Annotated in this window: 20 protein-coding genes; 4 read left to right on the forward strand and 16 right to left on the reverse strand. The window is 37.0% G+C overall.

Going from position 1 to position 23,237, the window contains the following annotated elements:
• Nucleotides 1-114: 114 nt before the first annotated feature.
• The 7 genes from LC095_RS18365 to LC095_RS18395 form a co-directional block, all read right to left on the reverse strand.
• Nucleotides 115-2,313 carry a YhgE/Pip domain-containing protein gene (locus LC095_RS18365; protein WP_226529536.1) on the reverse strand — a complete coding sequence of 733 codons (2,199 nt, stop codon included), beginning with the start codon at nt 2,311-2,313 and terminating at the stop codon, nt 115-117.
• 112 nt (nt 2,314-2,425) lie between these two features.
• Nucleotides 2,426-3,001 (reverse strand): TetR/AcrR family transcriptional regulator, encoded by a 576-nt coding sequence (locus LC095_RS18370; protein ID WP_226529537.1) that lies wholly within the window; start codon nt 2,999-3,001, stop codon nt 2,426-2,428.
• A 97-nt stretch (nt 3,002-3,098) separates the two neighbouring features.
• Nucleotides 3,099-3,704, reverse strand: coding sequence for a hypothetical protein (locus tag LC095_RS18375; protein WP_226529538.1), 606 nt, complete (start codon nt 3,702-3,704; stop codon nt 3,099-3,101).
• Between the two features lie 148 nt (nt 3,705-3,852).
• Complete coding sequence (locus LC095_RS18380; RefSeq protein ID WP_226529582.1) at nt 3,853-5,322, reverse strand: amidase family protein; 1,470 nt, start codon at nt 5,320-5,322, stop codon at nt 3,853-3,855.
• Nucleotides 5,323-5,423: 101 nt separating this feature from the next.
• The gene (gene hemH / locus LC095_RS18385) at nt 5,424-6,353 is read right to left on the reverse strand and encodes a ferrochelatase (RefSeq protein WP_226529539.1); all 930 of its coding nucleotides are present in this window, start codon (nt 6,351-6,353) and stop codon (nt 5,424-5,426) included.
• 34 nt (nt 6,354-6,387) lie between these two features.
• Nucleotides 6,388-7,440: a uroporphyrinogen decarboxylase gene (gene hemE / locus LC095_RS18390; RefSeq protein WP_226529540.1), complete on the reverse strand. Its 1,053-nt coding sequence runs from the start codon at nt 7,438-7,440 to the stop codon at nt 6,388-6,390.
• A gap of 339 nt (nt 7,441-7,779) precedes the next feature.
• Nucleotides 7,780-9,924: a transglycosylase domain-containing protein gene (locus LC095_RS18395; protein ID WP_226529541.1), complete on the reverse strand. Its 2,145-nt coding sequence runs from the start codon at nt 9,922-9,924 to the stop codon at nt 7,780-7,782.
• A 149-nt stretch (nt 9,925-10,073) separates the two neighbouring features.
• On the opposite strand from LC095_RS18395, the gene LC095_RS18400 reads away from it, so the two are divergent.
• The 3 genes from LC095_RS18400 (at nt 10,074) to LC095_RS18410 (ending at nt 13,396) form a co-directional block, all read left to right on the forward strand.
• The gene (locus tag LC095_RS18400; protein ID WP_078435617.1) at nt 10,074-10,580 is read left to right on the forward strand and encodes an antibiotic biosynthesis monooxygenase family protein; all 507 of its coding nucleotides are present in this window, start codon (nt 10,074-10,076) and stop codon (nt 10,578-10,580) included.
• A gap of 269 nt (nt 10,581-10,849) precedes the next feature.
• Complete coding sequence (locus LC095_RS18405; protein ID WP_226529542.1) at nt 10,850-12,238, forward strand: hypothetical protein; 1,389 nt, start codon at nt 10,850-10,852, stop codon at nt 12,236-12,238.
• Nucleotides 12,239-12,361: 123 nt separating this feature from the next.
• Entirely contained in the window at nt 12,362-13,396 is a 1,035-nt protein-coding gene (locus tag LC095_RS18410) for a Gfo/Idh/MocA family protein (protein WP_226529583.1), read from the forward strand.
• Nucleotides 13,397-13,458: 62 nt separating this feature from the next.
• On the opposite strand, the gene LC095_RS18415 is transcribed toward LC095_RS18410, so the two are convergent.
• The 6 genes from LC095_RS18415 to LC095_RS18440 all read right to left on the reverse strand — a co-directional run bounded on the left by LC095_RS18415 (nt 13,459) and on the right by LC095_RS18440 (nt 18,496).
• Nucleotides 13,459-14,442 (reverse strand): aldo/keto reductase, encoded by a 984-nt coding sequence (locus LC095_RS18415; protein WP_226529543.1) that lies wholly within the window; start codon nt 14,440-14,442, stop codon nt 13,459-13,461.
• Nucleotides 14,443-14,623: 181 nt separating this feature from the next.
• Nucleotides 14,624-15,349 (reverse strand): hypothetical protein, encoded by a 726-nt coding sequence (locus LC095_RS18420; RefSeq protein ID WP_226529544.1) that lies wholly within the window; start codon nt 15,347-15,349, stop codon nt 14,624-14,626.
• On the reverse strand, nt 15,346-16,092 hold the full coding sequence (locus LC095_RS18425) for a hypothetical protein (RefSeq protein WP_226529545.1): 747 nt from the start codon (nt 16,090-16,092) through the stop codon (nt 15,346-15,348). The genes LC095_RS18420 and LC095_RS18425 overlap by 4 nt, the downstream gene beginning before the upstream one ends.
• Entirely contained in the window at nt 16,073-16,975 is a 903-nt protein-coding gene (locus tag LC095_RS18430) for an ATP-binding cassette domain-containing protein (RefSeq protein WP_226529546.1), read from the reverse strand. The genes LC095_RS18425 and LC095_RS18430 overlap by 20 nt, the downstream gene beginning before the upstream one ends.
• Nucleotides 16,972-17,358, reverse strand: a complete 387-nt coding sequence (locus LC095_RS18435; RefSeq protein ID WP_226529547.1) for a GntR family transcriptional regulator — start codon at nt 17,356-17,358, stop codon at nt 16,972-16,974. The genes LC095_RS18430 and LC095_RS18435 overlap by 4 nt, the downstream gene beginning before the upstream one ends.
• A gap of 493 nt (nt 17,359-17,851) precedes the next feature.
• The gene (locus tag LC095_RS18440; protein ID WP_226529548.1) at nt 17,852-18,496 is read right to left on the reverse strand and encodes a phosphatase PAP2 family protein; all 645 of its coding nucleotides are present in this window, start codon (nt 18,494-18,496) and stop codon (nt 17,852-17,854) included.
• Nucleotides 18,497-18,655: 159 nt separating this feature from the next.
• On the opposite strand from LC095_RS18440, the gene LC095_RS18445 reads away from it, so the two are divergent.
• Entirely contained in the window at nt 18,656-19,861 is a 1,206-nt protein-coding gene (locus LC095_RS18445) for a M20 family metallopeptidase (protein WP_226529549.1), read from the forward strand.
• Nucleotides 19,862-19,987: 126 nt separating this feature from the next.
• Here the strand turns inward: LC095_RS18445 and LC095_RS18450 are convergent, their stop codons facing one another.
• The 3 genes from LC095_RS18450 to LC095_RS18460 are packed head-to-tail and all read right to left on the reverse strand — an operon-like array spanning nt 19,988 to nt 22,651.
• A complete protein-coding gene (locus tag LC095_RS18450) occupies nt 19,988-20,695 on the reverse strand; it encodes an EcsC family protein (protein ID WP_226529550.1) in 708 nt (235 codons plus the stop codon).
• Nucleotides 20,692-21,918, reverse strand: a complete 1,227-nt coding sequence (locus LC095_RS18455) for an ABC transporter permease (RefSeq protein WP_226529551.1) — start codon at nt 21,916-21,918, stop codon at nt 20,692-20,694. The genes LC095_RS18450 and LC095_RS18455 overlap by 4 nt, the downstream gene beginning before the upstream one ends.
• Complete coding sequence (locus LC095_RS18460) at nt 21,905-22,651, reverse strand: ABC transporter ATP-binding protein (RefSeq protein WP_226529552.1); 747 nt, start codon at nt 22,649-22,651, stop codon at nt 21,905-21,907. Before LC095_RS18460 ends, LC095_RS18455 begins: the two co-directional genes overlap by 14 nt.
• Nucleotides 22,652-23,237: the final 586 nt, after the last annotated feature.

Genomic DNA, 23,237 nt, shown 5'->3' on the forward strand with positions numbered 1-23,237 from the left:
GGGGGAATTTTCTGAAAAAAGTAGTTAATTTTTCGATTTTATATGTCATAAGAACTAACAATATCTCAAAAAAAAAGAACTGATCCTATTTGGATCAGTTCTTACCTTAAGCTTTTATAGATCTTTTTTCACTTTTCTCGAAAAGTAAAGAATCGTCCCAAGCATCATGACCAACATCATCCCAGCAAGTTTGTACACTTGATTCCACATGGTTCCAAAGTCTCCAATGGAAATAATGGATCTAAATCCCTCTACAGAATATGTCATTGGTAACCAATGGTTGATTTTTTGAAAAATTTCCGGAAGCAACTCAATTGGGAAAGTACCTGCACTTGTTGTTAATTGAAGAATTAACACAATAATGGCAATAAATCTTCCCGGATTATCCATTGTTGTCACTAAAAACTGTACAATTGCCATAAACGTTAAGCTTGTTATGATACTAAACAGCATAAAGTAACCAACACTCTTAACTTCAAGTCCTAATCCATACAATAGGACAACATCTGCAAGAATTGATTGGACAATGGCCACAATACACAGCACACTAAATTTACTAGCAAATAAGGAGATTCCTGATTTCGGTATTCCTGTTGTTTCGCGCAATGGAAAAACAACTGTAACAAGTAAGGAACCAACAAATAATGCTAATGATAAAAAGTAAGGTGCAAGACCTGTTCCGTAATTAGAAACTTTATTAAGCTCTTTTGTTTCAAGATGAACGGGATCTGCCACCATTTCATATTGATCATCAGAACCTTTTGCATCTTTTGTGTCTGCCGTTGCATCACTTAACTTGCTTGAAAGTTCATTTGTCCCTTCAGAAAGTTCTGATACCCCATTATTTAATGTAGTTGCCCCATCTGCAAGTTTATTTGTTCCATCCTCCAACGCAACAGAACCGCTCGCTAATTCATGAATTCCGTTATCTAGTACTTTTCCGCCATTCTCTAATTGCTCTACACCGGTTTTCACATCTCCGATTTTTTCACCGAATGTTTTTAATCCTTGACTTACTTGTGATTGAGCGTCATTTATTTGAACAGCTCCATTATAGAGTTCTTCCTGCCCTGATGTTAACTGTTGCACAGCATTTTCCACAGACGCAGTTCCTTCATAAAGCTTACTCGTATTTTCAGGTAGTTGCTCAACATTTGCATATAAGCTATTTGCTCCATCGGAAAGCTGGTGTAAATTTGTTGCTAGTTGCTTCCCGCCACCATCTATACGATTTAACGCTTCTACAAGAGCAAGTAGTTGTTTTTGTTGTTCATCTTCTAATGGGATCGTTTCTAACGTTGCGGCCAACTGATTTACTGTTTCAGTTAGTGCTGAAATATTTTGTGATAAAGAGTCAGCACCTTCACTTGCTGCAACATTTCCTTCAGCAAGCTGTTTCGTTCCTGCAACTAATTGCGGGGCACTTTCATTTAATTGATTTGTCCCTTCAGTTAATTGCGGTAAAGCTGCTTGAAGTTCCTTCATTCCATTGAGTGACTTATCTAGGCCTTGCACCAAATTTTCTGTTCCATCTTCGGTTTGAACAGCACCGTCATAAAGCTCGCTCTGTCCTTGTTGCATAGCCGAGAGTCCACTATTTAAAGTAGATAGTCCATCCGATAATTGAGATGAACCATCCGAAGCTTCATGAAGACCTTCTTTAAATACAATTGATTTTGAGACAAGTTCATGTAGATTTTCATCTAAGGACTGTGATCCTTCTTGAAGATCTGATACACCGTCATCTATTTTTGTGGCTCCATCACTCGCATCACTTATTCCCTCGGCCATTAATTCCATACTGTCAAATAAGTTTTCTGCATATGTTTTCGTTAAAGAATTGGCCACTTCTTCTTTTATTTTTTCTATTGCACTATCTCCAATTTGACCTGAGATAAAGTTATAGCCTTTATTTGTTGTAAACGTTAGTCCAAGTTGCTTTGGTTTATCATCTAGTAAAGTCGTTGCATTTTCCGAAAAATCTTCAGGTATCTCGATGACCATATAGTAATCGTGGCTCTGAAGCCCTTTTTCCGCTTCCTCACTACTAACAAACTGCCAATCAAACTTATTGTTTTCTTTTAAGTTGTCTATAAGTTCACCGCCAACATCAAGCTTTTCTTCTTCAAATGTTGTACCAGTGTCCTGATTGACAACAGCAACCGGAAGCTGGTCGAGGTTTCCGTACGGATCCCAAAAAGCACTTAGATAACCACCACTGTACATTAACGGAATAAACAAAACCCCAATAACAGCAATAAGCACTTTTTTATTTTTAAATAATGACTTCCATTCTTCTTTCAATAATGACATGCTCTATTCCCTCCTATGTGACAAACTCTCAAAAGATTGACATGTCGATATCACCTTATAATACTTAATGACCGTTTTACCCATTTGGTCATCCCCTACCTAAATAAGAGGATTATCTTATAGACAATCCCTTTAATAAGTAACCTTCAAAAATCTCGGCAATTTTCTCTTTTTCTAATGGTTCATGGTGCTTTTCCCAATCAAAAATGAGCGAAATATATAATTTCAGAATGATAAAAGCAGTCAATTCCGGGTCACATTGTTTCAGTTCGTTACGATCAATTGCATCAATAATTTTTTGCTTTATATATTGTAATACCATTTCTTCGACTTTTTGCACACCTTCATTCACTGTCGGTGTTCCCATTTCTTGGCTTTCCTGAAATATCTTAATTGTTAGATGGTGAGTTTTCCGAAATTCCAGAATACTATATAATGCTTGATGCACACTGTCTACAAACGGACGTTGTGTATCAAAGGCTTCATCTGCGACTATTTTCATATCAAGCAATAGATGATCAATGATTTCTGAAAATAAATCCTCTTTATTTTTATAGAAAGTATAGATGGTACCTTTTCCAACATTCGCTAGTTTTGACACAAGATCCATTGTTGTACCTTTATAACCAAATTGCGCAAAAGATTTTGTAGCAGCTTCTAATATTTGCTTCTTACGATCGACGCTCATAGGTTTCACCCCTGAAGATTATTGACCAAATGAACAAATCAGTCAGTTGTTATTTATGTAATATAACATGCCTTTCTCTTTTTTACAAGGCGAAAAATCAGGCAACGTTTGCAATACCTTGTTCATCAAAAAGACTTTGGATTTTGTTTACTTGTTCCTTATTCTCTATCACAACATATTTTGTTGTGAAAAATAGTGTACCTTTTACTTTTACCGAAAGCTTGTAACCGTTATCAACTCTTGTGCTATATCCATATAGCTCGTGCCAACGAATGATTTTTTCTGTTTTATAGGATTGAACTTGTTGAGTAGAATAGTACCTGCCATCTAAAATGATTCCATCTGCTAAAACATAGAAACAACTTTTATGTTTTACCGCGCTGATAAGAATAAAAAATAGATAGGCAGAGCTAATGAAGGATGACTTTAACCAGTCAGTTGTAAGAACCATAATAAGAAGAATGAATAGTAGTAGTAATGCAAAGAATGTTCCCCACTTTACATATTGATACGTTTTTGTATTCTTCGATAACGGCTCCATCTCTTTCCATTCGTTCGGGATCAGAATATGTTGAAAATCTGTTTGTCTTTTTGGAAAAAGAGCATCATGAGACATTTCTGCAGCTTTTTTAATATTTAATCGATATTGAATTAAATATCCAATACCTATAAGAAAGATAATGATATAAAGTATATCAATCATTTGATCCTCTTCCTCCTCTATATTAAATTCTATAGGTGAATTCTTCTTTATATATTATACGGAACAAGTTTGTAATAGGTTTCATAGAATATGTAATATTTTACAACCCCTTAAATATAAAAAACTGATCAGCTTTTGCGATCAGTTTTTATCGTTTAAATGGAGCTGCCCGATATTTTGTTCCTTGTTCAAACGAATAAGCAATTTCTATTAAGGTCGGCTCCATATAAGCCTTCGCTGTAAAAGTAATTCCCACAGGTTCTCCTTCATTCGTGTACCCCGCAGGCACAGTAATCGATGGGTAGCCCGCTTTTGCCGGAATCATCTCACCATTAGCATTTGGAAAGACAAGCGCGTCTAATTTATGCTCGTTCATAGCAGCACCTATCCCTTTTGTTTTAGATAAATAATCATCTTTTTCTAAACTCTCCAGGTATTCGGGGGAGGTTAGATTACCACTTGTCAAATCGGCATCAAGAAAAATCTTTTGTCCATACTTTAACGCTTTTTCGCCTAATTGTTCATTCGCTTGTATCAGATCAGTTAACGTACGGATTCCAACACTTGAGTCGATTGTTTTTAAATAGGCTTGAAGGTCGGCTTTAAATTCATAAAGCATCACATTTATATCCCAGTTTTCATTTGTTGAAGGGATATCAATTGAATCAATAACAATAGCACCTAGCTCTTCTAATTTCTTAATACTTTGATTCATCACGGCAAGTTGTGACTCACTTAGTTCATCAAAATAGGGATTGCGTGCAATTCCAATTCTTTTTCCAGACAGTCCATCATTTTTTAGATGATGTGTGAAATCATGATGAACTAACTCATTGCTTTGTGTTGCAGCATCTAAAGGATCTATCCCCATTAAACTATTAAGTAAGATGGTGGCATCTTTTACTGTTCTCGCCATCGGACCTGCCGTATCTTGTGTATGAGAAATTGGGATAATTCCTTTTCGACTAATAAGTCCCACTGTTGGCTTAATCCCAACAAGCGAGTTTTGACTGGCAGGACTTAATATAGAGCCGGAAGTTTCAGTTCCAACTGCTGCAACAGCTAAATTTGCTGCAATGGCTGCTCCGGAACCCGAGCTAGAGCCTCCAACTATAAATGAAGCACCATACGGATTCAAGACTTGACCACCTCTTGAACTGTAGCCTGACGGCATGTCTTCTGCTATGAAGTTCGCCCATTCTGTTAGATTCGTCTTACCTAAAATAATAGCTCCAGCCTCTCTCAGCTGCTTTACTAGAGTGGCATCTTCCTTTGCATATGAATTGGCTAGCACTAGAGATCCTGCACTTGTATGCATTTTATCTGCAGTATCAATATTATCTTTAATTAGTATTGGTATACCATGTAACAGCCCGCGAGATCCCTTTGTTTTTCGTTCATAATCAAGTGCAGCAGCAATATGTAATGCATCCGGATTAACTTCGATAATGGAATTTAATTTTGGTCCGGATTGGTCGATGTCAGCTATTCTTGATAAATACATGAGGACTAAGTCTCTGGATGTGATCTCATAACGATCAAGTTTTTCTTGGATTTCATCAACTGTTACTTCTACCAGCCATTCATTTTTCAACTTGTTAAGCTGCTCATTTATCATGCTTGTTACCCCTTCCTTGTCACTCATACTCCCATTTTACTTGTTACATCCCCAACTTACAAAAAAAGCAGCAAAACACTTTGTTTCACTGCTTCTGTTTCTTATTTATTTACATGTTTTAATACAACTGTTGCCAGGCAGTCAATGAACTCAGGTTTTGCATTTGGCATTTCAGGACGATAGTAGCTTGCTCCTAATTCATCCGTGATTACCTTACATTCATAATCATTATCGTACAGAACTTCCAAATGATCTGCTACAAAACCGACCGGCACATAAACAAATGTTTTATAGCCTTCATTATATAAATCTCTTGTTAAATCTTGAACATCCGGTCCTAACCATGGCTCAGGTGTGTTACCGGCACTTTGCCATCCAGTCACATACTTTTTAACTCCCGCTGCTTCCGCAATTAAATCAGCTGTTTCCTGTAATTGCTGTGGATATGGATCTCCGTTTGCAGTTATCTTTTCTGGTAAGCTATGTGCAGAAACAACTAATACTGATGAGTCTTTTTCTTCTTGTGTCATACTGCTGTATGTTTTTTCCAGTTGATCTGCCCAATAAGAAATAAATTTTGGCTCTGTGTACCAGCTTTCAACAGATGTAATCGTTAAGCCTCCAAGCTTTTCTGCTTCTTCCTTTGCCCGTCCATTATAAGACTTAACACTGAACGTAGAGAAATGAGGAGCTAATACAATACTTACCGCTTCTTTAATGCCATCTTCATGCATTTGTTTGACAGCATCCTCGACAAATGGCTCAATATGCTTTAAACCAAGATACATCTTAAATTCAATTTCATCTTGAATATCATTTAAATGCTGTTCAAGCTTCTCTGCTTGTTCTAACGTAATCTTAGCTAGTGGCGAAATACCACCAATAGCTTCATAGCGATCTTTTAAGTCCTGAAGCATTTCGGGTGCCGGTTTACGTCCATGCCTAATATGAGTGTAATAGCGCTCGATATCCTCCTCTTTATAAGGCGTACCGTATGCCATTACTAGTAATCCCATTTTTTTCTTACTCACTTGAATTCACCTCATGATTCTATTATTTAAAAGGTTATTGACCTACTTTTGCTTTCTTCGTGTAATCATGAACAAATGATGTTAATTGTTTTAATGATTCCGGGTTTACTTGTGGGAAAACACCATGTCCAAGATTAAATATATATCCATCCTGCTTCATCCCTTGGTCTAATATTTCCTTTGCTCTTTCTTCAATTACTTCCCAAGGAGATAGTAAGATTGCCGGGTCAAGATTTCCTTGCAATGATTTTGTAAGTCCCATTGAACGAGCCTCTTGTATTGGAAGTCTCCAATCCAATCCAACAACATCAAGCGGGAGGTCATGCCATTCGTTTGCTAGATGACTTGCACCTACACCGAACATAATTAGTGGTACATTTTCCCCTTTTAGTTCACTAAAGATTCTCTCCATCGTTGGCTTAATATACACACGGTAATCGGCCACATTTAATGCACCTACCCATGAATCAAAAACCTGGATAGCCTTTGCACCAGCACGAATTTGAGCTTTTACATATGTAATACTCACTTCCGCAAGTTTATCCATTAAAGCAAACCATGCATGCGGCTCTGAATACATAAACGCTTTTGTCTTGTTGTAGTTTTTTGAAGGACCGCCTTCAATCATATAACTGGCAAGAGTAAAAGGAGCTCCGGTAAAGCCGATAAGAGGAACTTCCAGCTGCTCTTTGGTTAGTAATTTTATTGTATCTAATACATAAGGAACATCACGTTCCGGATCAATCTCTCCCAGTCTCTCAACATCTTGAATAGAACGAATCGGATCATCAATAACTGGACCAATTCCTGATTTAATCTCCACATTTACACCAATTGCCGGAAGTGGTGTCATAATATCTTTATAAAGAATGGCAGCATCCACATCATACTGTTCAACAGGCAGCCTTGTCACATACGCACAAAGCTCTGGTTGATGTGTAATCTCAAATAAGCTGTATTTTTCTTTAATCGCACGATATTCAGGCTGTGACCTGCCTGCTTGTCTCATATACCAAACTGGTACATAATCTGTCTTTTCTCCACGACACGCCTTAAGAAACGTATCATTGATTTTCTTTTCAGCCATTCCGAAAGTCCACCTTTCTATGTACAAAAGCGCAAGCGCCTTGATCAGCCTCGGGCAAATAAGACGATTAAGAATAGAAGGCGTTCTTTGCCTTCAATTCTTAATTGGCTTATAACCTCGAGGGGCTAGGCGCTGGAGCTGGATGTCAAAGCGCTTATCCACATTAAAAAATTTTATAATTTTCTTAGCACCACAAAAGGCCAATCCCCAATTATTAAATTATATTAATTATAAAGTAATACTTATTCTATATTATTCTCTCTGCACTTTCAACTATAACGGTTTCATTTCCGGTTGTATAGCATAGATCGGCAAATGTCAAAAAAAAGACGAAAACACTTAGTTTGTGGAACTAAATAATGTTGGCTTTTCGGTTGATGTTTGTTTTCCTTCTTCATTTGTTTGAACATTATATGGAGCTACAGAATATGTTGCATCCGAAAAAACATTCGCAAATGGAATTTCATAATATCCTTTCCCTGTTACAGTTCCAACAAGTTTCTTTTCATCGTTTTGTACGGATTCGTAAATACGATATTCAACACGTTCATCTGATAAAGGTTCCCATTCCAGTGTTAATGTAATTAACCCTAATGGCTTAAACGTATATTTTGCATTCACTTTTTCAATCTCTTTCATTCTTATCGGACTTTCCAAGTCTTCTACACCCTTCGGAATGGAAAAAGCTACGTTTTGGTCCCAATCTGCCTCGGTTAAGATATCCTTAAATAATTTGGTTGGAAAAGAACTGCCGTGTTTCAAGTAATGGTCTTTGTCTGTTTTATCATAGCCCATCCACAAAGCTCCAACAACATTCTCAGTGTAACCGACAAACCAAGCATCTTTTGCAGCCCCTTTTATACCTGGAAATGAGGTTGTACCTGTTTTACCGGCAAGTTCTCCATTAAACGTACCATTTTGCGCAGTACCTTCACTTACAACATGCTGTAGCATTCGTGTCATATCCCAAGCAGTTTGTGGGGAATATACTGGAGCTGGTTGAGATTGATGCTTCGCAATGACCTTACCATCCCGATCTTTTATTTCATTAATAAGGAACGTATCACTATAGTTTCCATTCGCAGTGAACGTTCGATAGGCATTTGCCATTTGGAGTGGTGTAACACCTTCAGATAATCCGCCTAACGCAATGGCCAATCCATTATCTTTAATATCAATTCCTACTTTATGCAAGTATTCCTTGCTCTCTTTAATGCCTAGTTCAGATAAAGCCCATACAGCCGCAGCATTTTTTGAAGAAACAATGGCATCGAACATCGAAACTTCCCCTGCATATTGCTGATCAACATTTTGCGGAGAATAATCTCCATACGATAATTTTTCATCTTTTAATAGAGAATATGGCTGAAAAAGTTTTGATTCCAGCGTCGGTGCATACACAGCAACGGGTTTAAAAGTAGACCCGGGTTGTCTTGTTATATTCAAACGATTTAATCCCTTCGGCACATAATCACGACCACCAATAGCGGCTATGATACCACCTGATTTATTATCCATTAACACAAAGGCACCTTGAGCGGTTTCATCTGTTCCTGGAAAATATTCAGCTTTTTGGAATAACTCATATGCAGATTGCTGGAGATTTACCTTAAGCGGCACTTTAATTGTGTAGCCGCCTCTTAGTAGCTCTTCATTCGAGATGGCATATTTTTCCTTTGCTTCATCAAAAACCATGTCAACATATGTTGTGAGCCATGGATTCTCCTGTTTCTTATTCACATGAAGCTTCACTGTTTTTCCTTGGGTTCTTACAGCCTCTTCATAAGAAATATAGCGCTGATCTCCCATTAAACTTAAAATCGTATCTCTTCTTTCCTTACTTTTTTCACTATTAACTATTGGAGAATAAGTGGAAGGAGCCTTTGGTATACCTGCAAGTAATGCGCCCTCCTCTAACGTTAACTCTGAAACATCTTTATTAAAGTAAAGATTCGCGGCAGCTTTGATTCCATATGCACCATGCCCAAAATAAACCTGATTCAAATACATTTCAAGCAGCTTTGATTTGCTGTACCGTTTTTCAAGGTTCACGGCAATAATTGCTTCTTTAGTTTTTCTCAACCATGTTTTATCATTTGTCAGGAAGATGTTTTTGGCTAACTGTTGAGTAATCGTACTGCCGCCTTCTACCTTCCCGCCGGCAAGAATATCCTTGTAAAGAGCACGGCTAATCGCTTTAATATCAATGCCATGATGGTCATAAAAGCGTTGATCCTCTACAGAGATAAATGCCTGTTGAACATATTCAGGAATATCTGATATATCAACAAGTTCACGGTTTTCTATATAAAGTTTTGTTATTTCATTTCCTTCTTCATCAACAAGTTTAGATGCTGTATTCATAACGAGTTTTTCTTCATCTAAGACATAATTACCCATGAAAATGATAAAAAGATAGCCGAGTAGAGCGAAGATGACAATGGAGACTACTGCAATCGTTGATAAGATGAACTTTCTTTTCATATCATCACCCCTTTTAAGCTTAGTATTGTTAAAATTAGGTATGTATATGTGTTAAAACATTACAATTGGAAAAATAATAAAGGTCATTGTTATAATGTCATTGAATAACTCTTAAGTGTCAAGACAAAAAAATTGAGGTGATTCATAAGATGCTTTACGTTACATATGGAACAGTCGATTATTTAGAAAAATTGGTAAAAAAGCATAGCAATGAGACATTATTACTGATGGCCAACCAAGATACAGCCGTTCTTTTTCATGAAACTGAAGGCGCAACCATCTTTAATGAACCAAAAAAATACGATGTATTAGACTCAACCGGTATTATCACGAACGGTACTTTTGCCGTTTTAAATAATATCCCTGTTTCAGATGAAGGCAGACCACTGTTTGAAAAGAGATTTAGCGAAAGAGCTCGATTAATCGAAAAAGAACCAGGGTTTTCCGCCATTCGTGTTTTGCGTCCAACTCGTGGTGACACGTATATTATTCTAACACTATGGGAAAGTGAACAACACTTCAAGGCTTGGCAGGATTCAAAAGCCTATGAACACGCTCATAAAAAAAGAGGCAGCGAAGAAGGAATTGACCGAAAATCTATCTTTCCACGGCCTTCATATGTTACAACATATACAAAGGTTGCTATCGAAAATTAACTCTAGACGAATAACCAAGGACAATCATGCAGGACTGTCTCTTTTTTGTTTAACTTGCAGTACTTTTGACAATATTTCCTTGGAAATGACAACTTCTTTCTACATAACTTTACCCTGAGTTTTCCTATGTTACACAAATTCTCTACAATTTTGACAAACAACGAGTTTATATGAAAAAAATATCCTTCTCCCCTTTCTCACACCTGCCTAACTTTGTTCATAAAGTGTAATAAATACCTTTTAGGCATTTGCTTAAGGAGTGATGAAAAATGGGGGTAGAAATAACACTCATTCATTGGGTTTATTTATTATTTATTATCGGTATCATTGGCTTTATGTTATTTCGTCGTGATACAACGATTGTTTGTATAGTTGGCATTCTCTCTGTAGCAGCTTTCTCAACCTTATCTGTTAGTGATTCAATTTCAAGTTTATTTAATAGTTTTATTTTTGCCATTACTGAATTATTGCCTACAATTCTCGTTATTTCGATTATCGTTGCAATGAGTAAAATTCTGATGAAATCAGGAATTAATGAAGTGATGATTGCTCCTTTTTCCAAGATTATAAAAAATCCCACTACTGCCTATTGGACGATCGGAATCCTTATGATGATTATTTCCTTTTTCTTTTGGCCATCACCAGCTGTTGCATTAATAGGGGCAGTTTTATTACCAGTCGCAATTAGAGCCGGTCTGCCAGCCCTTGGAGTTGCAGTTGCGATTAATTTATTTGGCCATGGAATCGCCTTGTCCGGGGATTTTATTATTCAAGCAGCTCCGAAACTAACAGCAGATGCGGCAGGAATTCCTGTAGGAGACGTAGTTGGGGCAAGTGTTCCACTCGTCATTACGATGGGGCTTGTTACTACAGTTACAGCTTTCTTCTTATTAAGAAGAGATATGAAATTAGGTAAGTCTTTCCCGACCGTTTCTACAGAAACAGCAAACGAAAAAGCAGATCACAGTCTTTTATCCTCTTCAACAAAAAGGTTATTGGCTATTCTCATCCCATTGATCTTTTTAGTAGATGTTTTGTTAATGATTACATTGAACTTACAAGGCGGTGATGCTACAGCCTTAATAGGTGGAACAGCGCTTCTTATCTTAATTTTGACCACTTGCTTAACACATAAGAAAAAAGGTCTTGAAGAATCTACTAATTATTTAGTTCAAGGTTTTCAATTCGGATTTAGAGTGTTCGGTCCTGTTATCCCTATTGCCGCCTTCTTCTATCTAGGTGATGCAGGTTTTTACACGATCATTGGAGAATATCTCCCAAAAAGTTCGGAAGGAATTGTTAATGACCTGGGTGTTGCATTGGCAACCATAGTCCCTCTAACTCCTGAAGTTGGGGCTATCACATTAACAGGTGTTGGTATTTTAACCGGGTTGGATGGTTCAGGCTTTTCGGGTATTTCTTTAGCGGGATCCATCGCACAGTTATTCTCAGCAGCGATTGGGGTTAGTACTGCAACTTTAACAGCATTAGGTCAGGTAACGGCTATATGGGTTGGCGGAGGTACGATTATCCCTTGGGCACTCATACCTGCCGCCGCAATTTGTGGGGTCGATCCGTTTGAGCTGGCCAGGAGGAACTTGCTTCCAGTAGCCATTGGACTGATTATCACAACCATTGTTGCTATGTTTCTTTTATAGTAATTTTTTAAAAGGGAGGGCCCGGGAATTCCGTGTCATCCCTTTTAAAAATTTTCTTCTGATGTCAACAATCTTTCCTGTGATTTGTCTCTCATTTCAACTAAAATACTAGTGAGGGGAGGAATTTTTTTGAAACATCAGATTATTGTTGTAGGTTGTGGCAGCATGGCTAATACATGGATTGACTATGTCTTACAAAGGGATTCTGCAGAAATTGTAGCATTTGTTGATGTTCATCTTGAAACAGCAGCATCAATGGCAGCAAGTAAACAATTACAGGTACCTGTTTATTCAGATTTAGGAGATGCTCTAGCCGCTCATCAACATGTGAACCTTGTCTTTGACGTCACCATTCCAGAGGCTCATAAGCAAATTGTGTCAACTGCCTTACAAGCAAACTGCCATGTTTTCGGAGAAAAGCCAATGGCAGAATCAATGAAGGATGCACGTGAATTATTGGACATATCCCAGGATACAGGATTTACTTACACAGTTATGCAAAACAGAAGATATAACAAACAAATCCGTGCGTTACGCTCAATCCTTGCTAATAATGAAATTGGTCATATTAACTCTATTCACGCTGACTTTTTCTTGGGGCCTCATTTTGGAGGATTTCGTGAAGCAATGGATAGTCCACTCATTCTTGATATGGCGATTCATACATTTGATCAAGCAAGATATGTAACAAATGCAGATCCTGTGTCTGTTTATTGTCATGAATACAATCCATCAAGCTCCTGGTACGAAGGTAATGCGTCGGCATCCTGTATCTTTGAAATGAGCAATGGAGTGGTATTTACATACCAGGGATCCTGGAGTGCTGAAGGATTAAATACATCCTGGGAATCGGATTGGCGTGTTATCGGCAGCAAAGGAACAGCGAAATGGGATGGATTTCACCTTCCTTTTTATGAAGTTATTGACGAAACGAAGCCAACTGACTTTTTCCGTCCAGTTATTCGAAAAGAAGCGGAAGATACTTATTCCGGTCATGAAGGACATTGGGGCTGCTTAGACGAAATGTTTTCAGCGTTAGAACAGAACCGGAAAGCTGAAACTGATTGTGAAGACAATATTAAAAGTATGGCAATGGTATTTGCTGCAATCGAAAGCGCGCGGACTGGTAAGAAGGTTTTCATTGAGGATATTTGTTAGCGTTAACATCAAATAGGAAGAAAAGGCATTCACCTTTTCTTCCTTCTTTCTTTTATACATCTTTATCTTTTAAATTTCTCAAGGAATCGAGTTGGATATTCGCTTGGAAGCTTACTTATTTCATCTAATTGATTCCATTGCTCTTCTGTTAACTCCCAACCGATACTTCCCATATTCTCTTCAAATTGCTCTAAGCTGCTCGCACCAAAAATTGGAGAAGTAATTTCTTCTTTTTGAAGTAGCCATCTTAACGCAACCTGTGCAGGGGTTTTATCTAATGAATGAGCAATTTCCTGTACCGCTTCTAAAATGGCAAAGTTCTTGTCGTTTGCGCGGTTTTCCCAACTTGATTCTCCAACTCCGTTCGAAAGCCTGCCGCTATTCGGCGATTCTCCTTTTCGATATTTACCTGTAAGGAAACCACCGCCAATTGGTGCCCATGGAATGATGCCTACATTTTCTTCTTTACATAACGGAAGAATTTCACGATCCATTTCACGATTAATTAAACTGTACTGTGGCTGAATCGAAATAAATCTCACCATATTTTGAAAATCACTATAAGATAATGCTTTCATCATTTGCCAAGCTAAAAAATTTGAACATCCTATGTATCTTACTTTTCCGGAACTCACAAGATCGTCTAAAGTTCGGATTGTTTCCTCAATCGGTGTTAAATGGTCCCATACATGCAGTTGATAAAGATCAATATAATCTGTATTTAGACGCTTTAAGCTCTGGTCAATCCCTTCCATGATGCGACGACGCGAATATCCAAAATCATTCGGATGCGGTCCCACTCTCATTCTTACCTTTGTCGCTAAGACAACTTCTGAACGACGCTCTTTAATAGCTTTCCCAACAATTTTTTCAGACTCTCCGCCTACATACACGTCAGCCGTATCAATAAAATTCCCGCCTTGATCAAGAAAACGATGAACCATGTTAATAGAGTCTTCTTCATTCACTTCTTTTCCAAATGTCATTGCCCCTAAGCATAGCTCAGAAACTAGCAAACCACTTTTTCCTAATGTTTTGTATTGCATTCTTCTCCCACTCCTAACCTTTTCATTTGCTCTATTTTTTATATTCGTGGTTTAGCGATTTATTCCTTTAAATAATTAGGGTAATGAAGATATGAAGGAAAGCGCTGGAGCTAGACACCTACACTAATACATAAAATTTCACTGTCTTACCTGTGAAAAAAACCAACTCAAATGAGCTGGCTTATTCTTTAACATATTGAACATAATCAAATTCATCAATGATTTTCACATCCTTAGGAATACGAAGAAACAGCACATGCTCCCCCCATACATGATGTGAATCACTAAATAACTCCAACCCTTGATCACTTGTAAACTGGGAGATTGTAAATTCTTTATCAAACATTCCGATCTTTATATCTTTTCCCTCTCCGTTCATTACTCTTAATAAGTTTTCTTCAATCGAAACAGAGAGTGGATCAAATTCATCGGTTAGGTCAAGATTTTCGATAATTGTTTTTGTGTGATATTCAATGAATTCTATTTCATTGTCACTTTCTTCTTTCCGTTCAACAAGGATAGTGAGGGGTCCATATGTTTCTTCTACAGATAGTTCAAGTTGATTCCCTTCATATTGAATGGTTGACTGATGATTGATCCCAACACCTTCAATTGTTTTCTCCCTAATGTTTTCCCGATTATATGCAGCCTTTACTAAAGCTGCTCCTGCCCTTTCTGCCTCATCTCTTTCTGTTTCCGAAACATTTTTATATACTAATGATTCACCCACAGGCATGAAATAACTGGAGATCAGTGCCAGCAACAAGACAGCTCCGTAAACAACTAATATCCATTTCAATTTTAGCTTTTGCAGAAAAGCAATTCGTCCTATATTTTTTGAAAATAAATATATAAGGGCTATGATGATTAAAAGCAGGACAAACGGTAAAATTGTAGCCACAATCATTGTCTCACCTCCAGCTTGTTTGTAAGAATACTAGAAAGGAAAAATAGTAAACCAGTTGTGACTAGTATTTTGATCAAAAAGAGAAATAGAGCCGTTTCCTTTACGAAAAAGGTAAATACCTCAACAACCATTTTCGGTTCTTGGCCTATGTTGGTTCCAATGATCATATAGCCAATTATGAATGTCGGAAGTATAACACCAAACCAACGATTTATCTGGACAAGCATCCCAACAAAATAACCTAATGATGCGAGTAAAAACACGTACATAATGCTTACGATTACACTTAAAAGCAATTCTTGAAAGGGTATTGCACTTCCCATTACATATCCATCTCTCAAAAATAAATTCATGATTACCTTAAACAATTGACCAGATAAAACAGCAGTTATTCCTCCAATAACAGACGCAAAAAGTAAAAAGACTACATTTGATAAATGACTACTTAACCTGTTTGACACGAATGTAAAATCATCATTACGATAGGCTTTAGTTGTAATAATAATCGCTGTAATAAAACTCCAGATTAACGTAAAAACAATGCTGATATCACCTGTATAATAGTTAATATCTATTGAAAAGCCGTTATAGCTAGATCCCATCATTCTACTTCCGTTTGTTGATAACAATAGACTAATGACCTGAACAACGAGTAAAGAACTGAAAACACTCATATACGCTTTCACTTTATACATAAATTGTTTTCTCACAATCTCTGAAAGCTTAGCTTCTGTTAAAGACATCATCAATTCCCCCAATCGTTTTATTTGTTAAATACGTACACACATCATCGGCTGAGATTGGTGAAATATGAACACCCATTAAAGAAGCTTGCTGTGTCTCCCGGTTTGTAAGGTCATTTTTAATACCGAGTTGCAAATGGTCTTGGCCAAGACTTTTTTCATACAGGATCTCTTTGTTTCCGGCGAGTTCTCTTACACCTTTTTCAGACCCTTGCAAATAAACCCCATATTCTTTAAGTTCTTCAATTGATAAATGGAGACATTTTTCTCCATCTTTTAGTAACAGGACATCCTCAAGTAAATCTTCTATTTCATTTAACAGATGACTTGAGAGAATAATCGTTCTTGGGTATGCCAGATAATCTTTTAATAATGCACGATAAAAATCCTTTCTCACCGATGCATCCATACCTGTTGTCGGCTCATCAAATATAGTTAATGGACATCGGGCGGATAAGCCTATAATCATGTTAAACGTACTTTTCATTCCTTTAGAGAGCTGCTGATAACGCAAAGAAGGATGAAAAGAAAAATAATCAAATAGTTTCTCTGCTAATAGTTGATCCCAATTTACGTAAAACGAAGCTGCTGATTGAAGAATATCCTGGAGAGTTAACGTATTGGGAAAATTCATTTGGTCATCTATATATATCCTATTTGCAGACACAGCTAGTGAATTAAACGGATTCTTTGAGAACACCTTAATATCACCTTCTGTTTGATGGATAAAGCCGGCGATCAGTTTTAGAAGTGTTGTTTTTCCGGCCCCGTTCCTTCCAATAAGACCTGTAATCGTATTTTCTTTTATCACAAATGAAATGTCATCTAAGGCCTTCTTCTTTCCATAGTATTTTGAAAGTCCATTACATTCAATTACACTCATGATGTACCCCCTTTACGATGTTTATTTTCTTCTATCACCATAGCAATTAATTCTGCCTCTCCTACATGAAGTCGTTCTGCCTCTATAACCAGATCATGAACTAGCCGTTTTAATGTTTGATTTTTTCTTTTCGTTAAAATGATCTCATTCGCATTTTCGGAAACAAACATCCCTAACCCTCTCTTTTTATATAAAATGGCTTCATCAGCTAATATGTTTAACCCCTTGGCGGCTGTTGCAGGATTAATATTGAACATGTCTGCAAGCTGGTATTGAGAATAGATTTTTTCATCGTGCTTATGGTGCCCTTTTAATATCTCCGTCTCAAGCCATTCCGCGATTTGGATATATATCGGCTTAGTATGATCCCAATCCATTATCAAACAAAGCCCCCTTCCTTAGTGCATTACTGATGTAATGTACTATATCATAATTACCAGTTATTTGCAATGATCCATTGACTTCATGTAAGACATTTCTTCATGTTTAGCTCATTCACTTTGTCTTTCAACCCGCTTATGAAAGACAATTCCTCTTCTTTAGCTCAGTCACTTTGTCTTTCAACCCGCTTATGAAAGACATTCCTCTTCTTTAGCTCAGTCACTTTGTCTTTCAACCCGCTTATGAAAGACATTTCTCTTCTTTAGCTCAGTCACTTTGTCTTTCAACCCGCTTATGAAAGACATTTCTCTTCTTTAGCTCATTCACTTTGTCTTTCAACCCGCTTATGAAAGACATTTCTCTTCTTTAGCTCAGTCACTTTGTCTTTCAACCCGCTTATGAAAGACAATTCCACCTCCCAGCAGTACAAAAAAACAGCCCCTAATCTATAAAAGGCTGTTAATCAAAAGTATTTAGTTTTCACTGCCTAAACTTTCACACGGCGATATCCTTCCTAAGCTTCCTATTCTTAACCATTTGATGCACCAACCGATCAAGCTTGATCATTCCTATCAATATAATACTTCCTGCAAGGATTCCACCAATCACATCTGTAACAAAATGCTCTCCTTCAAGAAGTCTGCTAAATCCGATAAGTAGGATTAAAAGGCAAGTTATTGTTAATATTGATTGTTTGATGTTCTTGTGGCTTGTTCTTTTTACCAGATTGTAGGCGATCATACTAAGAAGAAGTCCCCCAACCATGACGTGGCCACTTGGAAAACTGTAGCCGTCTTCTATATGCTGAGGAAATGATGGCCGTTCTCTTGCTACAATTTCTTTCAATACTTTATTAGCAATGTTCCCGAAAAGAACAGTGAAAAATAACACAGCCGCTGAAATAAAGCTTTTTTCTAGCCAGGTTAAAATAAACATAAATAGAAATAAGGTAGAAATAATTCCAATAGTCGAGCCAATCACCCCAATACCTGATATAATCGTTGAAACAGGATGATCGTGTAGATGATAGATATGTTCACCAATTGTTGAATCAATATCATTCACTAGATCCCATTTTATAAGGAGAATGACCAATAGAATAGCTAAAACGAGTAAACTTAGTATGACTTTTATTTTCAAAATATTCCCTCTTCTCAAACAATTTTCTTGTCTTTTGTTATTTTTTTCAATACAATCTAGCTAATTATTCATTTTCCAATCCCATTTTAATACATTTTATGTTTAGAACATATGATTCTATCTTGCTTTTTCAACATTTTTTCAAAGGAGGTATTTCACATGCTTGATCATCTTTACAACGAACTTGATCTTCATTTTTCTGAAATGGTTAACATCCGGCGGTATTTACATATGCACCCTGAACTTTCTTTCCAAGAAGTGATGACCGCTAAGTATATCGCTGATTATTATAAAAAACTTGGAATTGATGTGAGGGAAAATGTAGGTGGGAATGGTGTTGTGGCCACAATAAAGGGTGCGTCCCCCGGTCCGACTGTTGCATTGCGCGCTGATTTTGATGCACTTCCCATTCAAGATGAAAAAGAAGTTGAATACAAATCAACTGTACCCGGTGTGATGCATGCTTGTGGCCATGACGGACATACAGCCACATTACTAGTGTTGGCTAAGATTCTTTTTCAAAATCGGGAGCAGCTTAAAGGAAATATCGTGCTCATTCATCAACATGCAGAGGAATATGCCCCTGGTGGAGCTCTTCCGATGATTCAAGATGGGTGTTTAGATGGAGTGGACGTTATATTCGGAACACATCTTTGGGCAACTGAACCTGTAGGGAAAATTCAGTATAGGGTTGGTCCAATTATGGCTGCTGCCGACCGGTTTGAAATTAATATCCTAGGTAAAGGCGGACACGGAGCACAGCCTCATAAAACAAAGGATGCCATCTTAATAGGAGCTCAGGTTGTCACAAGTCTTCAACAAATTGTTAGCCGTAAAATTGACCCAGTCCATTCTGCAGTTGTAACAGTCGGTTCGTTCATGGCAGAAAACGCATTTAATATCATTGCCAATTCAGCAACTCTTATCGGAACAGCAAGGTCCTTTGATGAAGAAGTCCGGCAGCAAATCGAATATGAAATTGAAAAAGTTGTAAAAGGAACTTGTTTAATGAATAGTGCTGATTATCGTTATGATTTTTTCAGGGGTTATCCTGCTGTTGTGAATCATGAAGAAGAGACAGATTTCTTAAAAGAAGTGGCAGGCAAGGTCCCAGGTGTTCATGAAGTGGAAGAGAGTCCTTTGCAAATGGGTGGAGAAGATTTTTCTTATTATTTACAACATGTAAAGGGAACTTTTTTCTTTACCGGTGCCCGGCCACTTCATACCGAACATGCGTATCCACATCATCATCCTAAATTTGATATTGATGAAAAAGCATTACTTGTTGCAGCTAAAACACTTTGTACAGCTGTCATTCAGTATCAATCAAATTTCAAGCAGGAATCGCTAGCAAAAACAAACTAGAAAAATAGGGACAGTCGGTGTGACTGCCCCTATTTTCTATACTATCAGAAAGTATATAAATTTTATGGATGATAGTATAAGAAAAGACATCGACTTCCGCCATTCTTGGCGGTAAGTCGTGTTTTTCTAATCTGAAAATATTCTTAATCGATAACTGTTTATTACACATTCCCCTAAATGTTGGACAAGATGGTAGTTTGCAACTCCGCCAACAACTGCTCCTACACCCGGGAGAAATTGCATCAATTTCACCAAATCGATATAGTCGCGATATTCTTGTTGGAAAATTCGCCAATCTAATTCTTTCACTTCTTCTTTTCTTATTTCCCAGTTTTCAATTGTATTGAGAACCTCTTCTTTATGCTTTTCACTCGAAAATGCCAGTTGAAAAACATACAATAAAAACAATCGTTCTTCATATTCCTTCGTGCTGTACCCATATTCACTTGCCACTTCAAAAAGAAATTTCATTTTTATACTTAAAAATAAAGGAAAATCAGCTAAGCCTAACAAAATACCACCCGCACCTGTTGAGGCCCCTTCAACAGCAGCTGTCTTCTTATATACATCGATTGACTTCCTGACTAGTTGTTCCCTTTCTTCAAAAGTCAGATTCTCAACTTTTTTCGGAAATGTCGTCATATTCGAACCTATTAAGGTAGCTTCCACCATTTTTTTAATCCCTTCAGTCACTGTTGCATGTACTTTTTCAGGGATAAATCCATTGATTTTACTCTGTGCTTTCTTTGACGAGCGTTCTAAAAATGTCGGTTTTCTTAACAGCTTTTGCTTCCATAATTTCGCTTCCTCTGCAGCTTGTTGTTCATAACTCATGAAATGACATCCTTTTTCTTCATTCTACTTTGCATATAGGCATAAACAAAAAGATAAACAAATAAAACTGTTGCAATGAGTACCTCTATAAACACAATCAGATCTGATTTAACGAGAGTAACAATTGAATATATTACAACTTGAATGAGGAGTATGTTATATATAATTTTTAGAAAGCTGCTCATTTTTTTCTTCTCAGCGTATGGATAAAGATCGGGCAGCTCAAGCAATTCAAAATGCTTATACAAGCTCATGATTTGTATGCCTGTTAAAAATGTAAAGATAAACGATACCACAATACTCCCAATTAGCTCGAGATCCATAAATGATAAAATAACACAGCCGATAATGGTCAGTCTTACAACAATCCCGAAATAATCACCGGAACGAATGAATGCTCTCATAAATAAATATTCATATACATTTTCCTTATTGTATTTTACTCGACTGACAACCCAATCTAAGTAGGCGCGACGCTTAGCTTGCTTCTTTAGCTTTGGTACATCTGTAAACAGATTAGCCAGCTTGTAAAATGATTGTTTTTTCCCTTCTTCTCTCGCAATTAGTGGCTCCCACTTTAATGCCTTTTTCTTTGCTGCATATGAAAAATAGGCATCGTATCCAGCCATAACGACCAATAAAATGGCCACAAATACATATGTTTGTGAAAAGATGAAAAAGATAACACACATATTGATTGCTAAGCGAACAAGGATATCTCCCCATTTTGCCGATGCTTCTGTAAAGTAACTAATTCTCCAGCTTACCCTTAAATTCCAAAATTTCACCAAAAGTAATAAAACAAGACTAATGAGCAATATGCGTCCATTTGCATTTGTTGCTTTAAAAAACAGTGGTGTAAAAAGAATTAACGGCACGATCACAAAAAAACTTTGAGAAATAAAGCTATACGTAAAAGCTTTTTGGAAATATTCTTTGAGCTTGTATTCCATCGGAAGTAGAAACACAATATCCGCTTCTTTCAATAGTGTTCTCACACTTGAAGCGATCATAATAAATGCAAAGGTCACTGTCATAATCAAGACGGCCGGAAAATCCGGTGATAAGGTTTCAAGCCATCTCTGATACGTTAAAGCCCCGCCTGCAGCAAGAAATATAAACACAAAAAGCAAATGGTCATTTAACATATATTTCAAATATGACCTTGTTTCATTTATATGCTGATGAAGTCTTGTTTGCCAAATGTCATTAACTTTCTTCATCTTGATCTTCCTTTGTTAATTGAATATAAAGATCGTCTAATGTAGCATCCCTCATACCAAACTGTTCCCTTAACTGATGCAATGTTCCTTTTGCACGTACTTTTCCATTATGTAAAATAACAAACGCATCACAATACCGTTCAGCAGTCGCTAATATATGTGTAGACATTAAAATGCCCGATCCATGGCTTTTCGCTTTATCCATCATCTCAAGCAGGGAGTTTATCGCTAATGGATCTAACCCTACAAACGGTTCATCAATGATATACAATTCAGGTTCGATTAGAAAGGCGCACATAATCATTACCTTCTGCTTCATTCCTTTTGAAAAATGAGCAGGAAACCATTTTAACCGCTTTTCCATCCTGAATTCTTTTAACAATGGTTGTAGACGCTTTTGAAATGTTTCTTTATCAAGTCCATATGCCATTGCCGTTAACTCAAGATGTTCATGTAATGTTAATTCATCATAAAGAATCGGTGTTTCAGGAATAAAGCTGAATTGTGAACGATAAGCTGCCGAGTCTTGCACAAATGTATGACCGTTTATGGAAACTTGTCCTTTATGTGCTTCCATCGTACCGATAATATGCTTAATCGTGGTACTTTTCCCTGCTCCATTCAAACCAATTAATCCAACAATTTGTCCTTTTTCAACTTCAAATGATATATCCTTTAAAACAGGATTTCTTGTATAACCACCTGTTAGATTTTCTATTTTTAACAATGCCATTGTTTATGGATCTCCTTTTTCTTTTTATAGTAACAAAAAACATAAACACTTGCTCAAATTGACCGTAATTTTTTTGCATATCCTGTAATCTTTCGGACATTATAATTAGTGAGGAAGGGATCCTTGTCAAAACAAAAAACCTTATAAATGAGGTGTTTGTTCCAGACAATATCTTTTAACTCAAGGGATAAAATGTATGATCCATTGCTTTATAAACAACTTACGGAATGAGGTGTTTACGGGCCGCTATTCATTTGAATTAGACGCTCGGTATTACATCATTTTGTAGATGAGGTGTTTATCAAAGACAATTTCTCTTTTTGTTACGTTAAGTAAACAACTAACAAGGGGATGGTTGTATTGAACAATGGTCAGGACACTTTTCAATAACATTTAAATAAAATGTTAAATGAGGTGTTTGTCAAAGACAATTTATTGTTTTTACCCATTGATGATAGAACACTTACGAAATGAGGTGTTTACGGGCCGCTATTTTCTTGAAATAAACGCTCGAATGTAACATCATTTTGTAAATGAGGTGTTTGTCAAAATACAGTAATCTTTTCCATATGTTAGGTCGTTTATC

It is taken from the genome of Metabacillus niabensis (assembly GCF_020524345.1).
Taxonomy (GTDB): domain Bacteria; phylum Bacillota; class Bacilli; order Bacillales; family Bacillaceae; genus Metabacillus; species Metabacillus niabensis_B.